This is a genomic window from Lacinutrix sp. C3R15 (assembly GCF_018860825.1).
Lineage (GTDB): Bacteria > Bacteroidota > Bacteroidia > Flavobacteriales > Flavobacteriaceae > Oceanihabitans.
On record NZ_JAHKPZ010000030.1, the window covers coordinates 451,492 to 477,341 of the forward strand.

At 31.7% G+C, this 25,850-nt stretch carries 20 protein-coding genes and 2 tRNA genes; 13 read left to right on the top strand and 9 right to left on the bottom strand.

Annotated features, from left to right (window positions below):
• Positions 1–75: 75 nt before the first annotated feature.
• Positions 76–3,918: a T9SS type A sorting domain-containing protein gene (locus tag KO494_RS10660; RefSeq protein WP_215967586.1), complete on the bottom strand. Its 3,843-nt coding sequence runs from the start codon at positions 3,916–3,918 to the stop codon at positions 76–78.
• A 174-nt stretch (positions 3,919–4,092) separates the two neighbouring features.
• Between KO494_RS10660 and KO494_RS10665 the strand changes: the two genes are divergently transcribed.
• The 6 genes from KO494_RS10665 to lspA all read left to right on the top strand — a co-directional run bounded on the left by KO494_RS10665 (position 4,093) and on the right by lspA (position 10,463).
• Positions 4,093–5,649: an NAD(P)/FAD-dependent oxidoreductase gene (locus tag KO494_RS10665; protein ID WP_215967587.1), complete on the top strand. Its 1,557-nt coding sequence runs from the start codon at positions 4,093–4,095 to the stop codon at positions 5,647–5,649.
• Positions 5,650–5,706: 57 nt separating this feature from the next.
• Complete coding sequence (locus KO494_RS10670) at positions 5,707–7,782, top strand: tetratricopeptide repeat protein (RefSeq protein WP_215967588.1); 2,076 nt, start codon at positions 5,707–5,709, stop codon at positions 7,780–7,782.
• Positions 7,772–8,470, top strand: a complete 699-nt coding sequence (locus KO494_RS10675; protein ID WP_215967589.1) for a LytTR family DNA-binding domain-containing protein — start codon at positions 7,772–7,774, stop codon at positions 8,468–8,470. The genes KO494_RS10670 and KO494_RS10675 overlap by 11 nt, the downstream gene beginning before the upstream one ends.
• A 177-nt stretch (positions 8,471–8,647) precedes the next feature.
• On the top strand, positions 8,648–8,800 hold the full coding sequence (locus KO494_RS10680; protein ID WP_215967590.1) for a hypothetical protein: 153 nt from the start codon (positions 8,648–8,650) through the stop codon (positions 8,798–8,800).
• A 290-nt stretch (positions 8,801–9,090) separates the two neighbouring features.
• Positions 9,091–9,984, top strand: a complete 894-nt coding sequence (gene fabD, locus KO494_RS10685; RefSeq protein ID WP_215967591.1) for an ACP S-malonyltransferase — start codon at positions 9,091–9,093, stop codon at positions 9,982–9,984.
• A complete protein-coding gene (gene lspA / locus KO494_RS10690; protein WP_215967592.1) occupies positions 9,984–10,463 on the top strand; it encodes a signal peptidase II in 480 nt (159 codons plus the stop codon). The genes fabD and lspA overlap by 1 nt, the downstream gene beginning before the upstream one ends.
• A gap of 34 nt (positions 10,464–10,497) precedes the next feature.
• Here lspA and KO494_RS10695 read toward each other — a convergent pair whose 3' ends face one another.
• From KO494_RS10695 to KO494_RS10705, 3 genes are all read right to left on the bottom strand, one after another.
• Positions 10,498–10,689 carry a hypothetical protein gene (locus tag KO494_RS10695; RefSeq protein WP_215967593.1) on the bottom strand — a complete coding sequence of 64 codons (192 nt, stop codon included), beginning with the start codon at positions 10,687–10,689 and terminating at the stop codon, positions 10,498–10,500.
• Positions 10,690–10,852: 163 nt separating this feature from the next.
• Entirely contained in the window at positions 10,853–11,872 is a 1,020-nt protein-coding gene (gene galE, locus KO494_RS10700; RefSeq protein WP_215967594.1) for a UDP-glucose 4-epimerase GalE, read from the bottom strand.
• A gap of 100 nt (positions 11,873–11,972) precedes the next feature.
• A complete protein-coding gene (locus KO494_RS10705; RefSeq protein WP_303427590.1) occupies positions 11,973–13,130 on the bottom strand; it encodes a DegT/DnrJ/EryC1/StrS aminotransferase family protein in 1,158 nt (385 codons plus the stop codon).
• Positions 13,131–13,299: 169 nt separating this feature from the next.
• Here KO494_RS10705 and KO494_RS10710 point away from each other — a divergent pair, with 169 nt between their 5' ends.
• Together KO494_RS10710 and KO494_RS10715 are read left to right on the top strand one after the other, a co-directional pair.
• Positions 13,300–14,535 carry a 3-deoxy-D-manno-octulosonic acid transferase gene (locus tag KO494_RS10710; protein WP_215967595.1) on the top strand — a complete coding sequence of 412 codons (1,236 nt, stop codon included), beginning with the start codon at positions 13,300–13,302 and terminating at the stop codon, positions 14,533–14,535.
• Positions 14,536–14,651: 116 nt separating this feature from the next.
• Positions 14,652–15,071, top strand: a complete 420-nt coding sequence (locus tag KO494_RS10715; protein WP_215967596.1) for a hypothetical protein — start codon at positions 14,652–14,654, stop codon at positions 15,069–15,071.
• A 420-nt stretch (positions 15,072–15,491) separates the two neighbouring features.
• Here KO494_RS10715 and KO494_RS10720 read toward each other — a convergent pair.
• The 3 genes from KO494_RS10720 to mutS form a co-directional block, all read right to left on the bottom strand.
• A tRNA-Leu gene (locus KO494_RS10720) sits at positions 15,492–15,575 on the bottom strand.
• A 48-nt stretch (positions 15,576–15,623) separates the two neighbouring features.
• Positions 15,624–15,695, bottom strand: a tRNA-Gly gene (locus tag KO494_RS10725).
• A gap of 99 nt (positions 15,696–15,794) precedes the next feature.
• Positions 15,795–18,407: a DNA mismatch repair protein MutS gene (gene mutS, locus KO494_RS10730; protein WP_215967597.1), complete on the bottom strand. Its 2,613-nt coding sequence runs from the start codon at positions 18,405–18,407 to the stop codon at positions 15,795–15,797.
• 156 nt (positions 18,408–18,563) lie between these two features.
• Here mutS and KO494_RS10735 point away from each other — a divergent pair, with 156 nt between their 5' ends.
• Together KO494_RS10735 and KO494_RS10740 are read left to right on the top strand one after the other, a co-directional pair.
• Positions 18,564–19,007 (top strand): DUF1573 domain-containing protein, encoded by a 444-nt coding sequence (locus KO494_RS10735; RefSeq protein ID WP_215967598.1) that lies wholly within the window; start codon positions 18,564–18,566, stop codon positions 19,005–19,007.
• 65 nt (positions 19,008–19,072) lie between these two features.
• Complete coding sequence (locus KO494_RS10740) at positions 19,073–19,606, top strand: RNA methyltransferase (RefSeq protein ID WP_215967599.1); 534 nt, start codon at positions 19,073–19,075, stop codon at positions 19,604–19,606.
• A 145-nt stretch (positions 19,607–19,751) separates the two neighbouring features.
• Here the strand turns inward: KO494_RS10740 and folK are convergent, their stop codons facing one another.
• Positions 19,752–20,879: a 2-amino-4-hydroxy-6-hydroxymethyldihydropteridine diphosphokinase gene (folK, locus tag KO494_RS10745; RefSeq protein WP_215967600.1), complete on the bottom strand. Its 1,128-nt coding sequence runs from the start codon at positions 20,877–20,879 to the stop codon at positions 19,752–19,754.
• Positions 20,880–21,080: 201 nt separating this feature from the next.
• Between folK and KO494_RS10750 the strand changes: the two genes are divergently transcribed.
• The 3 genes from KO494_RS10750 to rpsU all read left to right on the top strand — a co-directional run bounded on the left by KO494_RS10750 (position 21,081) and on the right by rpsU (position 24,957).
• Positions 21,081–21,785, top strand: a complete 705-nt coding sequence (locus KO494_RS10750; RefSeq protein ID WP_215967601.1) for a queuosine precursor transporter — start codon at positions 21,081–21,083, stop codon at positions 21,783–21,785.
• Positions 21,786–21,875: 90 nt separating this feature from the next.
• Positions 21,876–24,566 carry an AsmA-like C-terminal region-containing protein gene (locus tag KO494_RS10755; protein ID WP_215967602.1) on the top strand — a complete coding sequence of 897 codons (2,691 nt, stop codon included), beginning with the start codon at positions 21,876–21,878 and terminating at the stop codon, positions 24,564–24,566.
• A gap of 196 nt (positions 24,567–24,762) precedes the next feature.
• Entirely contained in the window at positions 24,763–24,957 is a 195-nt protein-coding gene (rpsU, locus tag KO494_RS10760) for a 30S ribosomal protein S21 (protein ID WP_055443717.1), read from the top strand.
• 69 nt (positions 24,958–25,026) lie between these two features.
• On the opposite strand, the gene KO494_RS10765 is transcribed toward rpsU, so the two are convergent.
• Positions 25,027–25,821, bottom strand: a complete 795-nt coding sequence (locus KO494_RS10765) for a DUF2797 domain-containing protein (protein WP_215967603.1) — start codon at positions 25,819–25,821, stop codon at positions 25,027–25,029.
• Positions 25,822–25,850 lie beyond the last annotated feature (29 nt).

The window sequence follows — 25,850 nt, forward strand, 5'->3', positions numbered from 1 at the left end:
TTTTTTAATAAAAATTAATTATAAAAAAAGCCAGTTAGTATAATACTAACTGGCTTTTTAATAAAGTTTAAAATATTATTTCTTTACAATTTTCATTGTAAAATCTAATGCAGGAATACGTAAAACATACATTCCTGATGCTAAATTAGCTTGAGAACCTAGTGAAGTTTTACCACTGGTTAATTGCATCTCTTCACTATAAATAACAGCACCTAAAACATTTAAAATTTGCACTTTAGAAGTTACAGGCGTAAGTAAATCTAGTTTTAAATATAATTCATTTTCAAAAGGTACAGGAAACACTTTTACTGTATTTGTATGGTTATTAAAACCTATAACACTTAGCGTTTGACCTTGGTTTCCTGGTGATCCTATTGCAGATTCTCCCATATCATTCCCTGCTGTAGCTGCTGGTGTGTAAGGTATTTCGTTAAGTACACTAAACGCTTCCTTTTCTACATCATAAGATTGTCCTGGAAAAGATGCTGTATCTGGAAAAGTTTCAAAATCGACAATACTACCTACGGTTGTTGGTTCGCCAATCCATAACGTTACAGCGTCACCTCCACCAGATAAACCTGCTCCTGCATAGGTTCCTATTTGTACTCCAGAAATATTATAAACACCTTCCCAAACAGCAACAAAATTAGCAGTATCTGCTGCATCAACAGCAACAACAGATTCTCCAGGTGCAATAGAAGTAATACCACTTATTAACACTGCAGAAGCTGGATCTTGAGAGTCATCATCAAAATAAAGTCCACCTAAATCTGGAGTCCAAGCTATTGGACCATTATTTGTAATTTCAAACCAATCTGCTGTAAGGTTATCTCCTTCGCCATTACCTGGCCAGATTTCTGTAATATTTAATATTGGTCCTACAGGTTTATTACTTGCATTTGGAGTATTAAGTGCTTCTCCTTCAATAGGAGTTCCTGTAAAGCCATCTAATCCTTCTCCTTCATAATCATTTCGCATCCAATCTGCAGTTGTATCTGTATCTACACCATTAGGAATACGAGACGCACCTCCTACTTGAGCAGCATTACCATCAAAACCTGGAGCTAGATCTAATGCATAAACAAAATCAGAAGCTCCTCCATCAGAACTCGCAATACCATCTACAATATTATTCCAGTAAGTTACATCAATAACACCATCATTATCTGTATCAATATCATCACCTACGTTACCCGAAAATCCTTCTACCAGCAATAAAGTTATAGTTCCGTTTTCTATAGTATTAGATTGAAAAGGAGTAGTCCAGAAACCATTTTCATTAGTGGTTCCTAAAGTAAAAGTACCATCATCAATGACACCAGAAGCACTACCATCTCCTTCTATTTCAACAATAGTGTATGCAGAATAATCTGTAAACGGATCTCCATAAATCTCTACAAACTCGGCTGTATCTCCAGAAGTATGATCTGCAACAAACTCATTAATGACTGGAGTTTTAACAATAGGTTGCACAACTGCACCTAAAGTAACGATGTCACTTCTAAATTTTTTCCATTCGCTACGTAGCGACTTATTTTCATTACCATCATTATAAATAACCGTAGCCCCTAAGTCTACTAATAACTTTACAGAATCAGAATCTCCATCACTTCCTAAAAAAGTAGAAACTGGTAAAGCAACTAATCCTTCAAAAGAACCATTTGCTTGTAATGCGGTTAAATCTGCAGCACGTAATTCTGGTTGGTCTACAGAATCTCCAGACCAAGTATATAGTTTAAAGTCCGTTTTGTTTCCAAAAGGTCCTCCTATTAAAACACATCCATTTTCATTGCATTCCATACTTCTTAAACTTCTTCCATTTAAATCTAAAAGTATAGGAGTACCAAAAGTAGCAGAACCAGCTGGCATTCCTGGTAAGTCCGTAAAATTAGTTACAGGAATTACAATAGCTTTATTCTCTATTGTTGAACTTCTTAAACCCAAATAAGCTGTTGTTGTACTGTTTGGTGCAAGTGCTAAAGCTTCTATTTCTAAAATAGTACTTAATTGAAAGTGATTAGTACCTAAACCATGGATATTATTTTCATCCCAAGCCAACAAATCATCTCTTAAGCTAGTATATTTATTTAAATAACTTAGTGTTGATGCTTCTCCTGTTCCAGAAACCTTAGTAGTAAAAATAACCGATCTATCTTCCTCTGCAGTAGAGCCAATCCAGTAAATTGTATTTTCTAATAAAAAAGAACCCTCTAAATCTGCTTCAGCAGTGGTTCCTAAAGCAGTATTAAAATCTATAGCAGTTATTGGTAGTCCTGATTGATTTCCATTATATAAACGTAAAGTTTGGTCTTCGTCATCTCCAACCCAACCATAATTGGTATCGATTGCTATTCCTGTAGAACCATCTGCTGCTCCTGTATGAAAACGTGTTGTACTTGGTGTTACCGAAGCTTCAGAAGCTGCATAACTGATAGTATATGTTGCGGTATTGAAATCTGTATCTTCAACTGTTACCGTTATAGTTGTAAAACCTAAAGCAGAAGGAGTAATGGTTAATAAACGTTCTTCATTAATTCCTGTAAGCACAAGATTTGCATTAGAAACGATAGTTTCATCACTACTAGTAGCAGTAACCACTAAATCTGCTACAGGTGTTTCTGCATCCATAATATGAAAAGGAATACCAATAGTACTTGCTGGATCTGTAGGGTCGTTTACAACGCCACTTACAAAACCAGCATTTGTTTCTGGTAAGTTTAAAAAAGAGGTTAAATTAATCGTATCAACAATAATACCTAATGTAGATGTAGATGCTGCTAAAGGCCCTAAATTACCAGGAGAACCAATTGCAGGTTCATTCATATTATTATTAGCAGTAGCAACAGGCTGGTAAGGTAACTCATCAATAGCACTAAAATCTCCTTTTGCAACATCATAAGACTGTCCTGGAGAAAGCTCTGTATCTGGATATGCTTCAAAATCGACTATTGAGTTAGCATCTACAGGAGCGCCAATACTCATAAATAAAGTAACGGTATCACCTCCTCCACCTAGTCCAGAACCATCATAAGTTCCAACTTGTATTCCTGTTAGGTTGTAAACACTAGCCCAAACAGCCATAAATTCTGCAGTATCTGTATCGTCTATTGCTATTACAGATTCTCCTGGTTGAATACTAGTAATACCACTTATTAAATCTGCTGTTGTATAATCTTGAGAATCATCATCAAAGTATAAATCTCCAAAAGCTGGAGTCCAAACTCCTGGACCTTCATTTGTAATTTCAAACCAATCTGAAGTTAAATTGTCTCCTTCTCCATTTCCTGGCCAGATTTCTGTAATTTGTAAATTAGGCAATGCTGGACCTAAATTTCCTGGCGAACCAATTGCAGGTTCATTCATATTATTATTAGCAGTAGCAACAGGTTGGTAAGGTAACTCATCAATAGTACTAAAATCTCCTTTTGCAACATCATAAGACTGTCCTGGAGAAAGCTCTGTATCTGGATATGCTTCAAAATCGACTATTGAATTAGCATCTACAGGAGCGCCAATACTCATAAATAAAGTAACAGTGTCACCTCCTCCACCTAGTCCAGAACCATCATAAGTTCCAATTTGTACTCCTGTTAGGTTGTAAACACTACCCCAAACAGCAATAAATTCGGCAGTATCTGTATCGTCTATTGCTATTACAGATTCTCCTGGTTGAATACTAGTAATACCACTTATTAAATCTGCCGTGGTATAATCCTGAGAGTCGTCATCAAAATATAAATCTCCCATTGCAGGAGTCCAAGGGACATCTCCTACATTTGTAATTTCAAACCAATCTGAGGTTAAATTGTCTCCTTCTCCATTTCCTGGCCAGATTTCAGTAATCTGTAATGAGACTTGTGCATAGCCTATAAAACAAGTAAATAGGAAAGCACTTAAAAGCGTAATTCTTTTATACATAATATTTGTTTTGGATTAAAAAAGTAAAACTAGCACTGCTGTATTAACCTAATTAGAGTTTAACATTATGTATGGGTTAACTAAATATTAATTGGGTTAAAAAATTGTTTCCTACTACCATGTAAATCCTAAAAATCTTTTATTAGCTATTGCTATTTTCCGTAAATTCGCAGCATGATTAAAGACCTTCAATTACGCGTTTCACTTAAAGAAGAAGAAATACCAAGCATTCTTTTAATTAAGGCTTCCGAAAAATTAGATATTTCTCGAGATGACATTTCCGGAATTAAAGTATTACGTAAATCTATTGATGCACGTAAACCTAAAATAATCTTTAATTATAAAGTATCTGTTTTTATTAAGGAGCCTGTTCCTGAAACTTCAGAATACACCTTTGCATATAAAGACGTTTCTAACGCTAAACCTATTCATATTATAGGTTTTGGTCCAGCAGGAATGTATGCTGCTTTGCGTTGTATAGAATTGGGTTTTAAGCCTATTGTTTTAGAACGTGGAAAAAATGTACAAGACAGACGTCGTGATTTAAAAGCTATTAATCAAGACCATTTTGTAAACGAAGATTCTAATTATTGTTTTGGTGAAGGAGGTGCAGGAACCTATAGTGACGGAAAATTATACACACGTAGTTTAAAACGTGGTGATGTACGTAGAATTTTTGAAAACCTTGTCTTTCATGGTGCAACAGACCAAATTTTGGTAGATGCGCATCCGCATATTGGTACTAACAAATTACCAAAAGTAGTTTCTAATATTAGAGAAACTATTTTAAAATATGGTGGCGAAATTCATTTTGAAGCTCGTGTTACCGATTTTGTAATAAAAAATAATGCTATTCAAGCTTTACAATTACAAAACGGCAAAGAATTAACTGCTAATCGAGTTATCTTGGCCACTGGTCATTCTGCTCGAGACATCTACTATTTATTGCATAAAAAAGAAATTGCTTTACAAGCAAAATCTTTTGCCATGGGAGTTCGTGTAGAGCACCCACAACATATTATAGATAGCATTCAATACCATTGCAAAGGCGAACGCAACGAGTTACTTCCTGCTGCTGCATACAGCTTAGTACACCAAGTAAACGATAGAGGTGTGTATTCTTTTTGTATGTGTCCTGGCGGATTTATTGTTCCTGCCGCTACTGCAAATGGTGAAGTTGTAGTTAATGGAATGTCTCCTTCTAAAAGAAACAATGCCTTTGCAAATTCTGGTATTGTAGTAGAAATTAATGTAGATAAAGATTTACCTAAATACGAAAAATTTGGTGTACTAAAAGGATTAGAATATCAAAAGGATTTTGAAAAATTAGCCTTTACTGCTGGAGGAAGAAGCCAAAGCGCTCCTGCACAACGTTTAACCGATTTTGTAGAAGGTAATTTATCTACCAGTTTAAACCCTACTTCGTACCAACCAGGATTAAACACTGCTCCACTACACTCTTTATTTCCAAAGCTAATAGGAAGTAGATTACGTCAAGGGTTTAAAGCTTTTGGTTCTAAAATGAAAGGATTTTATACTTCTGAAGCTAATATTATTGGTGTAGAATCCAGAACTTCTTCTCCTGTAAACATTCCAAGAAAAGAAAATTTAGAACACCCAGAAATTACTGGACTTTTCCCTTGTGGTGAAGGTGGTGGCTATGCTGGAGGAATTATTAGCGCAGCTATGGATGGGGAACGCTGTGCAGAAGCAGCAACTGGTAATCTGTAATAAAATAATAACGCTATGTTTTTTTTAAAATTATTTCATTTATTTTCGCTTTAATAAATGAGGTACTTACATATTTTAATAGCAATATTTTTTACAATCCAAGGGATTAGCCAAGTTAGTGCTAAAAAACAACGAGCTATAGATTCTGCTTATCAAATAGCCTCAACAAAAACGAATCCTATAAACCTAAGACTTGATGCATACCGCTATTGTTGCTGGAAAACTGTGTATTTAGATTTTAATCAAGGATTAAAAAATAGTTCAGAATATTTGGCCTTAGCCAAAATAACGACACAATATGATAATATTTCTAAGGCATATCATTTTCTAGGGCATTCACAAATCATGTTAGGCCAGTTTGAAGAAGCAGAAGAAACGCTACAAGAAGGTTTAGAATTTTCAAGAGAAAATGATTGCTACAGAGGCATTGCTGAAATTCATGGAGATCTAGGAAACCTGAACCACAACCTAGGAAACATGGAGCTTGCACTAAAACACCATTTTAAAGCACTAGACTATGCCTTAACATATAATAGCACTGTGGAGTACGCTAGAGCAAAAATTAATATAGGTGAAATATATGAAGCTCAAGCAAATTACAAATTAAGTATTGAAACTTTAGAAGAAGCTCTAAATTATTGTAAATACCATAATTTTTTGGGCTTTAAATCTTCCATCTACGAAAGCCTTGGAGACGTTAACGTTACCATTAAAGAATATAAAACAGCCGAAAAAAATTATTTAAAAGCGGTAGAATTTGGTAAACGATTGCACAACAACAACAGGCTAATTAATTCTTTAAACAAATTAGGCGAATTACACCTAGAACAAAACAACTTACAAAATGCCTTAAACTACTTTAAAGAAGCTTTAGATGCTGCTATATCTATTAAAGCAATTGTTTTGGAAGCTAAAATACGAACCAATTTAGCAAGATTACACCTATTACAAAAAAATAGTAAAGAAGCTCTTGCACAAATAAACTTAGCTTTACATCAATTTGAAGCCTTAAAAATTAAAGACGATTTAGATAAAGCCTATATTATTGCAGCAAAAACACACAATGCATTAAATAACAAAAAAGAAAGAAACGCCTATTATCAAAAAGCATATACTATTGCGCATAAATCCAATCATATTATTAGCTTAAAAAAAGCAAGTCTAGGTTTAGGTCGTGCCTATGAAGAAAGTGGTGATTTACAAAACGCTATTAAATACTATAAAAAATATAACGCCTTTAGTAATCAAATAAGAGATGAAGATGGTATTAAGGAAATTATTCGCCTAGATATGCAGGATCTTTACAAGCAGAAAACATTAACAGATAGTATTAACAAAATAAATGAAATTAAACTCTTAAAATTTGAATACAACAAGAAAGAAGAGCGTAGTAAATTAAAAAACTACATTGCCATTTCTAGCGTTATAACCCTTCTTTTTCTTGTACTATGTGTTGCATATTTTTATAACCAAAAAAAGAAAATTGCAGTCATATTAGCAAAAAAGAATAAAGTAATAAACCAAGCATTAAAAGATAAAGAAATACTTTTAAAAGAAGTACATCATCGTGTAAAAAACAATATGCAAGTAGCATCTTCATTATTACATTTAAAATCTAAAAACACCAAAGATAAGATTGCTAAAGAAGCCTTACTAGATAGTAAAAAACGCATCGATGCCATGCAACTAATACATCAAAAAATGTATCAAAAAGGAAACTACCAACAAATTGATGTCTATGAATATTTTAATGATATTGTTACCCAATTATTAAAACCTATAAAAACACCACAAGATCATTTTATAGTACATGGCCAAGCATTGTGGCTAGACGTAGAGCAAGCGCAAGCTTTAGGTTTTATTTTGCATGAGTTAATTGTTAATAGCATAAAACATGCGTGGAACAATACCGAAGCTAAAAAAATAGAAATCAGCATTTCAAAAACAGGAAATGAAATTCTGTTTGCATATACAGATAATGGTAAAGGCCTTCCCGAGCATATAGATTTAGCAAACACTAAATCTTTTGGTTTGAAATTAATATATTCGCTTTCTACCAGACAATTACTAGGAAACTTAAGTAGCAACAATACAAACGGGTTTTCTATAAAAATTAAATTTGATGCGAGATAAAACAAAATCTAAAGTACTAATAGTAGATGATGACGTGTTTATTTCTGAACAGCTAAGCAGCATTTTAGAAGATTTAGGATATCTGGTCACAGAAATAGCATTTAATGCAGAAAGTGCCATTCAAGCATTAAAAACAAACACACCTGACATTGCTATTTTAGACATAAATATGCATGGCCGAAATCAAGGTTTTGAAATTGCTACATACATTAGAGAAAACCTAAACATTCCATTTATATTTTTAACCTCTTTTGCAGATGAATCTACTGTAAACAAAGCGGCAAAATTAACTCCAGACGCCTACTTGTTAAAGCCATTTAATGAAGCTAATATTTTTTCTACTTTAAATATTGTACTTAATAGATACAAAAAGGTTAACAAGTATTTTAATATTAAAATTGGACACGAAATACACAATTTAAAAGAAGATGATTTACTTTTTATAATGTCTTCAGATAAATATATAGAAATACACACTAAAACTAAAAAGTATTTAAAAAGAGGTACTATAAATAGCTTTCTTCAACAAAAGGAGCTTAAAGGAATTTGTCGTGTACATAGGTCATATGCGGTTAAATTAGATAATATTGAAAGTGTAAAAGGAAATACCATACATATTAATAACCTAGAAATACCTATATCAAACACATACAAACAAGATTTTAAAAATGCCTACAACCAGCATTAAAAACTAAAAAAACCTATTATTTAAAGCTGCTGCCCAAAAAACACCTGTCCAGAGGGTATAAACCCAACTTTCTACGTACAAAACTAACCAATTCACGACATTTTTTTTTATAACTTCTATTATTGCGTTAATATTGTTTTTAACTTGACCTACTTACTCGTGAAAAAAAACAACTTTTTGTTTATTGTATTAATTGCATTTGCTATAGCACTTGTAACAGCACAAATCATGTTGCTTATTGACCTTAACTTAAACGATAGTAAAGCTACAAATGACTATAATTACACTTCTAAAAACAATAATTCATCATTAATTACTAATATACATTGAATAGTAATCACACATCAAATATTTCAAAAAAAACAAGGTATATCATTTGTAATCTATTAGGTACAAATACCTATAAGGAATGCATGAATTTGAAGGGGTTGTATTTTAAAAATATATAAAAAAATTTGGGGAACTTTTTATTGTAGGAAATAAAAGGTTAGCTTGAAGGATGCTTTTTGTAAAGCATCCTTTTTTTCTATTTAAAAATAGAAATTAAAGCAGTGAATACAAACATATGCAAGCAGCTTTAATAAATTATTACTATTTTTGCATCTTAAATTTAGACATCAATGAACGCATATATATTTCCAGGTCAAGGAGCTCAATTTTCAGGAATGGGTTTAGACTTATACGAAAACGCACCTGAAGCACAACTTTTATTTGAAGACGCAAATGAAATCTTAGGATTCAACATTACAGACATTATGTTTGAAGGTACTGCAGAAGCTTTAAAAGAAACCAAAGTAACACAACCTGCAATATTTTTACATTCTGTAATTTTAGCAAAAACATTAGGTGATCACTTTAAACCAGATATGGTTGCAGGTCACTCACTTGGTGAATTTTCAGCATTAGTAGCAAATGGTGCTTTAACTTTTAAAGATGGATTACGTTTAGTTTCACAACGTGCTTTGGCAATGCAAAAAGCTTGTGAGATACAACCAAGCACTATGGCTGCTGTTTTAGGTTTAGAAGACAAAATAGTAGAAGATATTTGTGCTAAAACCGAAGGAATTGTAGTTGCTGCAAATTATAACTGCCCAGGACAATTAGTGATTTCTGGTGAAGTAGACGCTATTAATCGTGCTTGTGAAGCAATGAAAGAAGCTGGTGCTAGACGTGCTTTAGTACTTCCTGTTGGTGGTGCTTTTCATTCACCAATGATGGAACCTGCTAGAGAAGAATTAGCTGCTGCAATAGAAAACACAACATTTAGCAAACCAAATTGCCCAATTTATCAAAATGTTACTGCTAGTGCTGTTATTAACGAAGCAGAAATAAAAAAGAATTTAATTTCTCAATTAACAGCTCCTGTTCGTTGGACACAATCTGTACAACAAATGATTGCAGATGGAGCCACTCTATTTACTGAAGTTGGACCAGGAAAAGTATTACAAGGCTTAGTTAAAAAAATTAATAGAGAAGCACAAACTGCTGCTGCATCTATAGAAACTAAAGCATAATGAAGCGCTCTCTATTTATTACATTTTTAATTATTTTTAATATTGTAATTGATCAACTTTCTAAAATTTGGACACGAGAAAATGTTACAAGAGGAAGTAAATCTGAAATTATTGGAGATTATTTCACTTTACATAATGTAGAAAATTCTGGTGCTTTTTTAGGAATGGGAAGTGATTTAAGCCCAACCATGCGTGCCATATTTTTACTTATTATTCCTATTTCTGTAATGGCTTATGTTTTGTTTTTAATTTTTAAAAACAAAAACTTAGACACCTTTTCTTTAATAGGTTTTTGCTGTATTTTAGGTGGTGGTATAGCTAATATTTACGATAGATTTATATATGGCTCTGTTACAGATATGTTTCATATAGATCTTGGTGGTGTTTTTAGAACAGGAATTTTTAACGTTGCAGATATGTCTGTAATGCTTGGTTTAGGACTCCTAATTATAGGTAATTTTAAAAAGAAAGAAGTATAAAAAAAACCTCGAAAAATTCGAGGCTTTTTTTTATTTATCTAGCTAAACTACAATCATTGCAGTCTTTAACTTCTCCATAATAGGTTTCTCGGTATTTATGCAATGTTTTAATAGGAATACCAAATACTAGCTTTTTAATGTAAGTAACTTTAGCGTTTAATCTCCCCATTTTAGGAGCAAATCTGTTTTCTTGTCTTGTCTGACGTTTTACTGTAATCAATTTCATTGTTTTATCATTTTCATTCATTACAAAGAACGCAATAATATTAACCAATCACGAATAGTTTGCATTAAATAATTGTTAATCAATATATTAATACATATATTTTAGTCATATAAGAGAAATATTACAAAATTTACAAGAGAAGGTATTTATAATTTAAGATTTGCTAATCCTTATTTAAGCTTTGTTGCCATTTCCAGGCAGAAAGCATAGCATCATCTAGAGTAAGTTCTGTTTTCCAACCAAGATATTTATTTGCTTTTTGGGTATCTGCAAAAGCCGAAATAACATCTCCTTCTCTTCTAGCTACTATTTTATAGTTTAATTTCTCACCAGAAACGCGTTCAAAAGATTCTATTACTTCTAAAACAGAACTTCCTGTTCCTGTTCCTAAATTAAAAACCTCAAAATTTATTTCGTTTTTTGTAGCTAACAAACGTTGCAATGCTATAACATGTGCTATAGCAACATCTACAACATGAATATAATCTCTAATACAGGTTCCGTCTGGAGTAGGATAATCATCACCAAAAACAGAAAGTTGTTCTCGAATACCTCCTGCAGTTTGCGTAATGTATGGTATTAAATTTTGTGGTACACCAATTGGTAACTCTCCTATTTTAACACTTTGATGTGCTCCTATTGGATTAAAATATCGCAATGCTATTGCTTGTACTTTTGGATTTATTTTACAGGTGTCTTGTATTATTTCTTCTCCTATTTGTTTGGTGTTTCCGTAGGGAGATTCTGCTTTTTGTACTGGAGCGCTTTCTGTTATTGGCATTTTTTCAGCTTGACCATAAACCGTACAAGACGAACTAAAAATAAAATTAGCTATTTCTAATTTTTCTAGCTCTTGTAATACATAAACCAATGTATTAATATTGTTTTCATAGTATAACAATGGTTTTTTTACACTTTCTCCTACAGCTTTACTTGCGGCAAAGTGAATTACTCCTTTAATATCTTGATGCTGTTTAAAAAAACCTTGAACCTTGGTTTTATCTCTTAAATCTAATTGCTCAAATATTGGTTTTTTTCCTGTAATAGCAACAATACCATCTAAAACCTCTATAGAAGAATTAGATAAATTATCTATTATTACAACTTGGTATCCTTCTTTTTGAAGTTCTACAACAGTGTGTGACCCTATAAAACCTAAACCTCCTGTTACTAATACTTTCATTGGTTACTATGTGCGTTATGAATGGTAGCGTTATCCTTTTTTTGCTGCCATATATAACAAAAAAAGATGAAACCGTACAGCCTACCTCCTTGTGGTAATCTTAATTATTTGCTATAAATTCTTTAATTTTATTGGTAATAAATACTATTTGCTCATCGTCTAACTCGGTATGCATTGGTAAAGAAATCACCTCTTTTACCAACTGGTTGGTAACTGGAAAATCTGCTTCGTTATACCTGGTATCCTGATAAGCTTTTTGGTTATGTAACGGAATAGGATAATATACACCACAAGGAATATCGTGGCTATTTAAGTATTTTACTAAACCATCTCTATCTACATTATTTAATTTTAATGTGTATTGATGAAACACATGACAATCACAATCCTCACATATAGATGTACAGTTTTTAGAAACCTGAGGGGTTGTAATATTTGGTATTCCATCTAATGCTTTGTTATATTTTCTTGCTGCAGATTGCCTTGCTTTATTATAGGTATCTAAAAATGGTAATTTTGCATTTAACACTGCTGCTTGTATAGAGTCTAACCTAGAGTTTACACCTACCACATCATGATGATAACGTTCATACATACCATGATTTACAATTCCTCTAATAGTATGAGCTAACGCATCATCATTGGTAAAAATAGCTCCTCCATCTCCATAACACCCTAAGTTTTTAGAAGGAAAAAAAGAAGTAGATGCTACATGACCAATCGTTCCTGATTTTGCAGTATTACCATTAGCATATGTATAATTTGCACCAATTGCTTGTGCATTATCTTCTATAACATATAAATTGTGTGCCTCAGCAATTTCCATGATTGCTTCCATATTTGCACATTGCCCAAATAAATGCACAGGCACTATAGCTTTTGTTTTTGGTGTTATTGCTTTTTTAATAGCAGCAACACTAATATTAAAATCATCTGGATTAACATCTACCAAAACTGGAGTTAATTGCAATAATGCAATTACCTCAACTGTTGCTGCAAATGTAAAATCTGCGGTAATAACTTCATCTCCTGGTTTTAATCCCAAACCCATCATTGCAATTTGCAATGCGTCTGTACCATTAGCACAAGGTATTACATGCTTAACACCTAAATAGTTTTCTAAATTTTTCTGAAACTCATGAACTTTAGGTCCATTAATAAAGGAAGCATTATCAATTATTTCTTGAATAGTTGGGTTTACAACATCTTTAATACCTGCATATTGACCTTTAAGGTCAACCATTTGAATTTTTTTCACATTGTTATTTTTTGAAACCTCATCAATTAAATTAGGCTCATTTTATATCACGAATTTACAAAAAACCATAACGTTTAGCAATGAAGATGAATGAATAATAAATAATTAATTAAATACTAGATATGCATATCATTTAAAAGAAATGTATTTTAGCAATAAAGAAAAAATATTGGCTTTCATTTATAACATACTTATTACTTTAACTTCTGGTGTTTTAAAAGGCGTTTCGGTGTTTAACACCAAAATAAAAAAAGGGGTTAACGGAAGAAAACAAACATTTAAGATATTAAAAGAAACCATTTTAAAAACAGATAAATGCATTTGGTTTCATTGTGCTTCTTTAGGAGAATATGAGCAAGGCTTACCTGTATTTAAAGAAATAAGAAAGCTATATCCTAAACACAAAATAGTATTAAGTTTTTTTTCTCCTTCGGGTTATGAAATAAGAAAGCATACAGAAATTGCAAATATTGTAATTTACCTTCCTTTAGACACAAAACGTAATGCCAAAAAATTTATAGATCTTGTACAACCAGAACTCACTGTTTTTGTAAAATATGATATCTGGCCTAACTTTTTAAAGGAATTAAAAAAAAGAAACCTAAAAGCAATTTTAATTTCTGCTTTGTTTAGACCAAGCCATTCTTTTTTTAAGTTCTACGGAAAAGAACAGCGCAATGCTTTATTTGCTTTTAATCATATTTTTGTTCAAAACGAAGCTTCAAAAATGCTTTTAAAAAAAATAAACTATACAGATGTAACTGTTTCTGGAGACACTCGTTTTGACCGTGTATATAGTCAACTTGAACAAAACAACACCTTAGATTTTATTGAGGAATTTAAACAAGACAGCCTATGCATTATAGCAGGAAGCACATGGCCAGAAGACGAAAACATTTTAATAGATTATATAAACAATAATGCTTCTAATAAATTAAAATTCATCATTGCACCACATAATATTAAAACTTCTCAAATAGATAAGTTTTGTAATCAACTACAAGTTCCTTTTACTACATTTTCTAAAAAAGAAAATAAAGACCTATCTACATTTTCTGTTTTTATTATGGACACCATAGGGTTATTAACCAAAGCATATAGTTATGCAGATATTGCATATGTTGGAGGTGCCATGGGAAAAACAGGTTTACACAATACTCTAGAACCTGCCGTGTTTGGCATACCAATAATAATAGGTAAAAACTATAAAAAATTTCCTGAAGCTTACGCTTTACTAGCTGAAAAAGGAATGTTTTCTGTAAAAAACAAAAAAGAACTCTCTGAGCTTTTAGACGAACTAACTAATAATCAAGCAAAAAGAAAAAAAACTGGAGCTAAAAACTTTAATTACATAAAAAAAAACAAGGAAGCTGTCATCCAAATCATCAATTATATACGTAAATAGACTAATTAATTTACTAAAAGTAACAATTATGTTAAAATTGTTAACAAAACTTGTATGAATTTTAACAAGAAGTTGTTACTTTCGTAATAAGAAAATTAACACTAAAACTATTACTAATGAAAAAATTATTATTTAGCGCTGCCTTATTATTAGCATTAAGCGTATCATTTACATCATGTAGAGAAGTTAAAGAAAAAACAGATGCAGCTGGAGATGCAGTTGAAAACGCAACTGAAGCAACTAAAGACGCAGTAAACAATGCTGTTGAAGCAACTGAAGAGGCTGCTGAAGAAGCTGGTGAAGCTGTTGAAGAAGCTACTGAAGAAGCTGTTGATGCTGCTGGAGACGCTGTAGATTCTGCAGAAGAAGCTGTAGAAGACGCTGTTGACTCTGCAAAAGATGCTGCTGGAAACGCTGTAGATGCTGCTGAAAAAGCTGCAGGAGATGCAAAAGAAGCTGCTGGAAATGCCGTAGACAAAGCTGCTAATACAGTTTCTGACAAAGCAAAAGATTTAAAAGCTAAAGCTACTCACTAATTACGAGACTTAAAATTAAAAAGCCTTCATAAAATATGAAGGCTTTTTTTGTGCTTATTTTTAAAATCAAATACTAAAAAATACAAAAGCCTTACATTTCTGTAAGGCTTTTGTATGAGAAAGAGGAATGAACGATACGCAACCTCTTATTCTTGTTTAGAAAAGCGTTAATCCATAAAATAGGATTGTTTTTTCACTTAAAGAATGCTCTTGAGATAATATTTACTTAAAATTAAAAACAAAAGCCTTACATTTCTGCAAGGCTTCTGTTTTGCTTATGACGGGAATTGACTGCGTCGAGTCCCAGTTTTCAACATGTTGAGAAAAGCCAATCCAAAATATTGGATTGCTTTTTTGTTTTAAAAATATNNATATTTTTAAAACAAAAAAGCCGAAACTTTCGTTTCGGCTTTTCATCTGTACTGAAGACGGGACTTGAACCCGTACGTCCTAATGGACATTGGATTTTAAGTCCAACGTGTCTACCAATTCCACCACTTCAGCATTTCGATTTATAAAAAATCGCTTGGTATATTTTTCAGAAAGTCTCAGAGCGAAAGACGGGATTTGAACCCGCGACCCCCACCTTGGCAAGGTGATGCTCTACCCCTGAGCTACTTTCGCAGTCTTTTAAATGAACGTGCTATATTGCTATTGCGAGTGCAAATTTAAAACAAATCTTAGAACTACAAAGCTTTTTTTTAAAAATTATTTATTTTTTTTTCAAACTGGCTTTTTCTTCACCAACATTCGCTTAATTTCATTGAGTTTCATTAAGGCTTCAACAGGTGTAAGCGTATCAATATCAGTGTGTAATATTTCATCTTTAATTTCTTCTAATAAAGGATCATCTAAATTAAAAAAACTTAACTGCATTTCATCTTTTATTGATTTCACTTTATCTGTTAATTCTTCACTAGAATGCGATTTTTCTAATTTCTTTAATATTTTATTTGCTCTATGCAAGACCTGTTGCGGCATTCCGGCCATTTTGGCTACATGAATACCAAAACTATGCTCACTTCCTCCTGCAACAAGTTTACGTATAAACAATACATTATCTTTAAGTTCTTTTACTGAAACATTGTAGTTTTTAATTCTTGTAAATGTTTCGGTCATTTCATTTAACTCATGGTAATGGGTTGCAAAAAGTGTTTTAGGTTTTGTAGGATGCTCATGTAGATACTCACTAATTGCCCAAGCTATAGAAATACCATCATAGGTACTTGTTCCTCTTCCTATTTCATCTAAAAGAACCAAACTTCTATTACTAATATTATTCAAAATAGAAGCGGTTTCATTCATTTCTACCATAAAAGTTGATTCTCCCATAGAAATATTATCACTCGCTCCTACTCTAGTAAATATTTTATCTACCAAACCAATTCTAGCTGCTTTTGCTGGCACAAAACTTCCCATTTGTGCTAATAATACAATTAAAGCTGTCTGGCGCAAAATAGCAGACTTACCAGACATGTTTGGTCCAGTAATCATGATGATTTGCTGTGTGTCTCTATCTAAAAACACATCATTGGCTATGTATGGTTCACCAATTGGTAATTGTTTTTCAATTACTGGATGACGTCCTTCTTTTATTTCTAAATCGTGTGTATCATCTATAATTGGGTAGATATACTTATTATCTTTTGCTAATTGCGCAAAACCTGCTAAGCAATCTAACTGACCAATTAAATACGCATTTTGCTGTACTGGTTTTATGTATTGATTCATCCAAGCAACCAAGTCTGCAAATAATTGCTGTTCTATTGCTAGAATCTTCTCTTCTGCTCCTAAAATTTTACTTTCGTATTCTTTAAGCTCTTCGGTAATATAACGCTCTGCATTTACTAAAGTCTGCTTACGTATCCATTCTTCTGGCACCTTATCTTTATGCGTATTACGTACTTCAATATAATAACCAAACACATTGTTAGATGCTATTTTAAGCGATGTAATTCCTGTGCGTTCACTTTCGCGCTGTAACATATTATCTAGATAATCTTTACCTGAAGTAGATAAAGCGCGAAGCTCATCTAACTCTGTTGAAAAGCCTGCTGCAATAGTGCTTCCTTTTAAAACATTTACAGGAGCATCTTCATTAAGCATGGTTTTAATCTTTTCGCGAAGCACATCACAACTTTGTAATTTGTCTCCTATTATTTTAAGAGACTCATTATCGCAATGTGACGATAATGCTTTTATTGGTATAATTGCTTCTAAGGAGTTTTTAAGCTGAATTACCTCTCTAGGGTTTACCTTTGCAGTTGCTACTTTAGAGATTAAACGTTCAATATCTCCTATATGCTTAATATGATTTTGTATTTTTTGAAGCGTAGTATTGTCTTTAGTAAAGAAGTTAACTACTTCATGACGTTGTTTTATTTTCTCTACATTTTTTAAAGGCAGAGCCAACCACCTTTTTAACAAACGTCCTCCCATTGGAGAAATTGTTTTATCTATTACATGCAAAAGGGTAACAGCATTATTGTTGGTAGAACTGTAAAGCTCTAAATTTCTAATAGTAAATCTATCCATCCAGACATAGTCATCTTCTGCTATTCTAGAAATAGAGGTTATATGCTGTAGTTTATTATGTTGTGTTTCGCCTAAGTAATGCAAAACAGATCCTGAAGCTATTATACCTTCCTGCAAATCTGCAATACCAAAACCTTTAAGTGTCTTGGTATTAAAATGTTTAATTAGCGTTTCATTTGCGTAATCGGTTTGATATACCCAATCTTCTAAATAAAAGGTATGAAAATCAGCACCAAAGGTTTCGTTAAAAAGAGTACGCTTTTGTTTAGAAACCAAGACTTCACTCGGACTAAAATTTTGCAGTAATTTATCTATATATTCTGCATTTCCTTGTGAGGTTAAAAACTCACCTGTAGACACATCTAAAAAAGAAATTCCTATTTTATTTTTTTCAAAATAAACCGAGCATAAAAAATTATTAGATTTAGAAACTAAAACCTCATCATTAAGAGCAACTCCTGGAGTCACCAATTCGGTAACACCACGTTTTACTATAGTTTTGGTTTGTTTAGGGTCTTCTAACTGATCACAAATAGCAACGCGCTCTCCCGCTTTTACCAGTTTAGGCAAATAGGTATTTAAAGAGTGGTGCGGAAAACCTGCAAGTTCAATTTCACTTTCGCTTCCTGCACCTCTTTTAGTTAAAATAATACCTAATATTCCTGCAGTTTTAATAGCATCTTCACCAAAAGTTTCATAAAAATCTCCAACACGAAATAACAACAAAGCATCAGGATATTTTGCTTTTATCGCGTTGTACTGCTTCATTAAAGGTGTTACTTTTTTTGCTTTTTTTGCCAATGGAAAGTGCTTTTATTTATTAAAACTTAAATACCATGCGAATTTAGTTAAATAAATAGTTGTGATAAAATAATGTTAAAAATTAAATTGTAACAGTAAAGACCTTCTGTTTTAGTAAATTTATACTCTTATTTTCAAAATCAAAACCATTTATATATGAAAAAAGCAATTTTATTAAGTTTTGCTATGTTCGCCATGACTGCTGTTGGTGTAGCACAAAACGACACAAACACAACCGAATCAGAAACTGTAGCGACTGAAAACGGAGCAAAAATTGAGTTTGAAACAGAAACTATTGACTACGGAACCATTGAAAACAATGCCGACGGAAATAGAGAATTTACTTTTACAAACACAGGTAACACGCCTTTGGTTATAACAAACGCTAAAGGTTCTTGCGGTTGTACAGTACCTACTTGGCCTAAAGAGGCAATTGCTCCTGGTGAGTCTGCTGTTATTGGTGTGCGTTATGCAACAAATAGAACTGGTTCTTTTTCTAAAAGTATCACTTTAACTTCTAATGCTATTAATGCTCCTAAAAAAGTAATACGTATTAAAGGTACAGTTAAACCTAAACCAACAGAAGAAAAAGATATTTAACTTATTTTTTTATAATTATAAAACTTCCTTTTTTTAAAGGAAGTTTTTTTTTGAATATTTGCAGTATGAGAAAATTAAGAAACAACGAACTAGATAGACTGAGTGTAGAAGGTTTTAAAACTGCTACCAAAACACCTATTATTATTATTTTAGATAATATTAGAAGTTTAAATAATATAGGCTCTGTGTTTAGAACTAGTGATGCTTTTTTAGTTGAAAAAATCTATCTCTGCGGAATCACTGCAACTCCACCACATAAAGACATACACAAAACAGCTTTAGGAAGCACAGACACAGTTGCTTGGGAATATGCAGAAAACACTTTAGATGTTGTTGAAAAGCTAAAAAATGAAAACGTAAAAATATGTGCTATCGAGCAAGCCGAAAATGCTACTATGCTAAATAATTTTAAACCGGAAACACACACTAAATACGCTTTAGTTTTTGGCAACGAGGTAAAAGGTGTTGCACAAAATGTGGTTAGCGCAAGTGACGTGGTTATTGAAATACCTCAATTTGGAACCAAGCATTCCCTTAATATTTCGGTGAGTTGTGGCGTTGTAGTTTGGGATGTTTTTAGTAAACTTGAAAAGCTATAAACTAATAACACTAAACTTTATTTTAAATTTTAGATACTAGCTTATGCTTACCTACTAGATGTAAAAGAAAACTTTTTTATTAACTTTATTCAAAAGCAGAAAGAACAACAGGTTCTAGCAGCACCAATCTTATTAAAAAAAAGCACTACTCGCAAATCTTATCTATAATCCAAAGATAGTCTGCTCTATTTTTTACAAAGTCTTTTTCAGAGATATCAATAATTTTTACATTTAATTCGGTTTGTTCTTTTAAGAACTCTAAATAACCCGAATTAATTTTTTCTAGATAATCGTTTTTAATATCCTTCTCGTAATTTCTACCTCTTTTTTTAATATTCGCCTGAAGCCTTTCGGTGTTTTGATATAAATACACATACAAATCTGGTTTTGCTATATCTTTATACACTTGATAAAAAAGTTTTCTGTAGAGTTTAAACTCATCTTCTGGCAAAGTGATTTTTGAAAATATTAAAGACTTAAACACATCATAATCACTAACTATAAAATCTTTAAACAAATCTAACTGTGATAAATCATCACTAATTTGTTGGTATCTATCTGCTAGAAAAGACATTTCTAATGTAAACGCATAACGTTTAGGTTCTTTATAAAATTTTGGTAAAAAAGGATTATCTGCAAAACGCTCAAGAATAAGTTTGGCATTAAAATCTGATGCCATTTTATTACTTAAGCTTGTTTTTCCTGCTCCTATATTTCCTTCAATAGCTATAAAGTTATAGTTAGAAAAATCATACTGCTTACTCGGGTTTTTTAGCCAAATATTTATAGGTTCTAAAACACTGGTATCTCCACACTCTTCTAACAAAACACTTATATTTTTCTTTAAAACTGGGTGCTCTACTTTAGACGCAACGTTAAATAAAGGCTGTAACACAAACTTGCGTTTTTGCATTTCAGGATGCGGAACTTGCAACGTTTTAGTATCTACAACTTCATCTTCATAAAACACAATATCTAAATCTATTATTCGCGCTTGATAACCAGGAGCATTTGTTCTAACTCTTCCTAATTGTTTTTCAATATCTAAAAGCAACTTTAATAGCCTGCTTGGCTTTAAATTGGTTTCTAAAATTAAACAGGTATTATAAAATGCTTCGCCTTCAAAACCAAAAGCAGGTGTTTTATATACTTTAGATATTATTTTTATATTACCAACTTGTTCATGAATACAATCTATAGCGTTTTGCAAATTTTTAAATTTGTCGCCTTTATTACTTCCTAGTGATATATATGCTTTTTTGGGTTGGCTCATAAGTGACAGCAAAATAACTAAAACAATTTTTAATGGTTTATATTTATCTTAGCTATTTATTCACAATTTAATCGCAAGCATTTTTAGACTTGAAATTTATTGCATCAAATAATGCTACACAAAGGATATTTAATACCAAAGATTGCAATGGTGAATTATTAAAAAACAAAAATCTAGATCACTACCTTAGTAGGAAATATTATGACATTAAAAGACACACTTGCGGCACAACGTATCTACTTATTACTTGGCGCTTTATTTATTACCTCGTTGGTAGTTTCTAATTTAATTTTTCAGAAGTTTTTTTACTGGTATCCTTTTAATATTGAAGTTTTTGGTGTCAAGCTTTTTGAACTCTCGGTTGGTATTTTACCTTATCCTATTACTTTTTTAATAACAGATTTAATAAGTGAAATTTATGGTAAAAAGCGAGCAAACCAAGTAGTTATTGCTGGTATTTTTGCTTCTTTTTTTTCTATGTTAATTGTTTTTGTTGGCAATATTGTACCTGCTACAAACTGGTCTCCTGTAAACGACAAACTATTTACAACTGTTTTTGGAAGCACTGTAATTGCTGTTTTTGCAAGCATGATGGCTTACTTATTTGCACAATTTGTAGACATACAAATTTACCATTTCTGGAAACGCTTAACCAACGGAAAACACTTATGGCTACGTAATAATTTCTCTACTTTTTTCTCACAGTTTGTAGATACGTTTACCATTTTAATACTACTATGCTCTTTTAATATAATTGCTTGGAATAAGTTTGCAGGCTTACTTGTTGCAGGTTTTGTTTTTAAAGTACTCATAGCTGTTTTTGATACGCCTTTTTTATATTTAAGCGTGTACCTTTTTAGAAAACGTTTTCAACTAAAAGTTAACGAAGAAATAGCTTTAGCTTAAATGCTAAACTTTTACTAAAGCGTATCTTTGCAACATCTAAATATAGTATTATTACGTAAATACTTACACAATCAAATTTGTATTATTTTTATGAAAAAAGCTTTAAAAATTTCTGGTATTACAGTACTAATTATTGTGGCAATATTAATTGCCATTCCCTTTATGTTTAAGTCGCAAATAAAAGACATGGTAAAACGTTTTATTAACGAAAACTTAAACGCTAAAGTAGAATTTAGCGACGTAGGCTTAAGTTTAATAAGTAGTTTTCCGCAAGCACATGTTAGTGTAGACGATTTAATAATTACTAATTTTGAACCTTTTAAAGACGAAACTTTTGCAACCGTAAAATCTATTACTTTTGACATGTCTTTAAAAGAATTATTTAAAAAAGCAACTGATGGACCCATTGTTGTTAACGCCATAAATGTTAACGAAGCCTTAATAACATTAAAAACCAATAAATTTGGAGATGTTAATTATGATATTGCTAAAAAAACAGACAGCGAACCAGAAACCGTTAACACAGAAACCGAGTCTAGTTTTAGCTTTGACATACAAGATTATGCCATAAACAATAGTGCATTCACTTATTTAGATGAGCAGTCTAACATTACATTTTACATCACAGAATTAAACCATTCTGGAAAAGGAACCTTTTCTGGCAATGTATCAGAATTAGACACAAACACAGAGGCCAGAGTAAGTTTAAGCTTAGATAGCACAGCATATTTAAATAACAATACTATAAAACTAGATGCTTTAATTGATTTAGATTTAGAAAACAGCAAATACACTTTTAAAGAAAACAAAGCTGTAATTAATCAATTACCATTAGCATTTCAGGGTTTTGTACAAATGGTAGATGAAGGACAAAACATTGATATTACATTTGAAAATTCTGGTTCTGATTTTAAAGATTTTTTAGCTGTTATTCCTGAAACATATTCTAAAAACATAGAAAATGTAGCAACAACCGGAAACTTTAAGATAAAAGGAATGGTAAAGGGCTTAAGTAGTGATACTACTATACCTCATCTAGATATTAATGTAGCATCAAACAATGCGTCATTTAAATATCCTGACTTACCAAAAAGCGTAGAAAACATTGTTATAAATGCATCGTTAAAAAACGATGATGGAAACATTGACAACACCTATTTAAACTTAGAAACTTTAAATTTTAAAATAGATCAAGATGTTTTTAAATCTTCTGCTACATTAAAAAACATAACCAAAAACATGTTAGTTAATGCTAATATTGATGGTGTTTTAAATTTAGCAAACATTACAAAAGCCTATCCTGTAACATTAGACAAAGAATTAAGTGGAATTTTAAAAGGAAAACTACACACTTCTTTTGATATGAATGCGCTAGAAACCAACGCATACCAACGTATTAAAAACGATGGAAATGTAAGTATCACTGATTTTATTTTTTCAAGTGAAGATATTGTTAACCCTATTCATATTAACAACGCAGATATTACCTTTAGCCCAGGAACAGTTTCCTTAAATAGTTTTGATGCAAGAACAGGTACTAGCGACTTAAATGCTACTGGAAACATTCAAAATTTATTAGGATTCTTACTAAGTGATGGTAATTTAAAAGGAAATTTTAATGTAAAATCTAATGCTTTTGCTGTAAATGATTTTATGGTTGCAGAAACCGAAACGGCTTCTAATAACAAAACCACCACAGCAGAAGAATCTCTTAAAATTCCTGCGTTTTTAGACTGTACCATTCAAGCAGATGCAAAAACTGTTTTATATGATAATTTAACCCTTAAAAATGTAAAAGGAACTCTAAAAATAAAAGATGAACAAGCTACTTTACAAAACCTTACTTCTAATTTGTTTGATGGAGAGATTACAGTTTCTGGTTTGGTAGATACCAAAGAGAAAACACCGCTTTTTAATATGGATCTTGGTATAAAAGATTTTAATATTTCAGAATCTTTTAAAGACTTACAATTACTAAAAAGCTTAGCTCCTATTGCAAAAATACTACAAGGAAAATTAAACACAACCATTAATCTTTCGGGAGCTTTAGACCAAAGTTTTTCGCCTGACTTATCTACAGTTTCTGGTAATGCTCTTGCCGAATTATTAACAACAAATATTTCTTCTGAAACCGCTCCTTTACTAAGCAAACTAGATGGCGCTTTTAGCTTTATAGATTTTAATAAACTTGACTTAAAAGACTTAAAAACCAAACTAGATTTTAAAGACGGAAAAGTAAACGTAAAACCTTTTGATATTAAATACCAGGACATTAATATTACTGTTGATGGTTCACATGGTTTCGATAAAAGCATGGCTTATAATGCCGTTTTACAAGTACCTGCAAAATATTTAGGAAGCGATATTAACCAACTAATAGGTAAAATAGATGATCCTGAGGTAAGCAATATTACCATTCCGGTAACCGCAACCATTGGTGGTACTTTTACAGCACCAACCGTTAAAACAGATTTAACAAGTGGTATTACCAATTTAACAAAACAGTTAATTGAAATACAAAAGAAAAAACTTTTAAATCAAGGCTCACAAGAACTCCAAAACTTAATAAGTGATGCTATTGGAGGCACTAAAAATGATTCGACAAAAACACAAACAAGTAATCCTATTAAAAATGTACTAGATGATATTACAGGAAATAATAGTACAAATACAGAATCACCAACAAAAAACACAACGGTTGAAGAAGGTGTAAAAAATATTCTAGGTGGTCTTATAAAAAATAACAAGAAAAAAGAAACCGTTAAAGACTCTGTAGAATAAAAAAAAAGTTGAATCTATAAAAGACAAGTTCAACAAACTATACGCTACAGGTACACAAGAGTAAAAATGGCATCTAAAAAAACGACTTTTTAATTGAATTTTAGTTTTTTATCCATTTTTTAAGAAAAAAAAGTAAATAAATATTATAAAATAAAAATAATTAATTTACTTTTGCATCCACAATTAAAGAATCATTATGTTAAGAATAGAAATAAAAGAAGGCGAAAATATAGAACGTGCTTTAAAACGTTACAAGCGTAAACACAGAAATGTGAAAGTTATGCAGAATTTAAGAGAAAACCAGTTTTTCACAAAACCATCTGTAAAACGTAGACGTCAAGTACAAAAAGCATCTTACATTCAAGGTTTAAGAGACGCTGAAGATATTTAGTAGTTACTTCTTTATACATATATAAAAAAACACGCTTTTATTTAAAAGCGTGTTTTTTTGTTTATGTATTTAATCTACTCCTAGCTCTACAACCAAACCTTCGTTTGATCGTATATTAAAAACGGTTTGATCTTCAAAAATCAGGTATTGTCCTTTTATGCCAACTAGCTTTCCAGAATAACTTCCTTCTTTTTTAATATTTAAACTTTTTGGTTTTAAAGGATATTGTAAAACCGGAAACTCTATATTAGTTTCCGTATTATTTTCAATATAATACTCTTTTGCTTCGTCTGGAATAAACTCTTTTAAGCGCTCTCGCCATTCTACCAAATTTTCATCTACCAAATCATTCTTTAACATGGTTCGCCAATTAGTTTTATCTGCAACATAGTCTTTTAGAGCAACTTCGGTAATTCCTGCTAAATATCTATTTGGCACTTCTACAATTTCAATAGCTTCATGCGCTCCTTGATCTATCCAACGTGTTGGCACTTGGCTTTTTCTAGTAACACCAACTTTTACATTGCTAGAATTAGCTAAATATACGATATGTGGTTGCAGTTGTACTTTCTTTTCATAAGCCAAATCTCTGTCTTCTTTATCTAAATGCGCAGTACTTAATTCTGGACGCATAATCCAATCTGCAGCTTGCGGTATATCAAAAAAGCAACTCTTACAAAATCCCTGTCTGTAAATCACTTTATTTAAACCACAGCTTAAACATTGATACTTCACAAATTTCAAATGTATGTTTTTGTCTATCAACTGGTTCATGTTTAAAAAATCATTTTCAAACACTAAATAATATTGAATAGGTTTTGTAAATTCGGTTTCCATTTTTGTTAAAACACCTTGGTAGTACATAAAAAAAAAGTCTTATTTTTATCATTGAA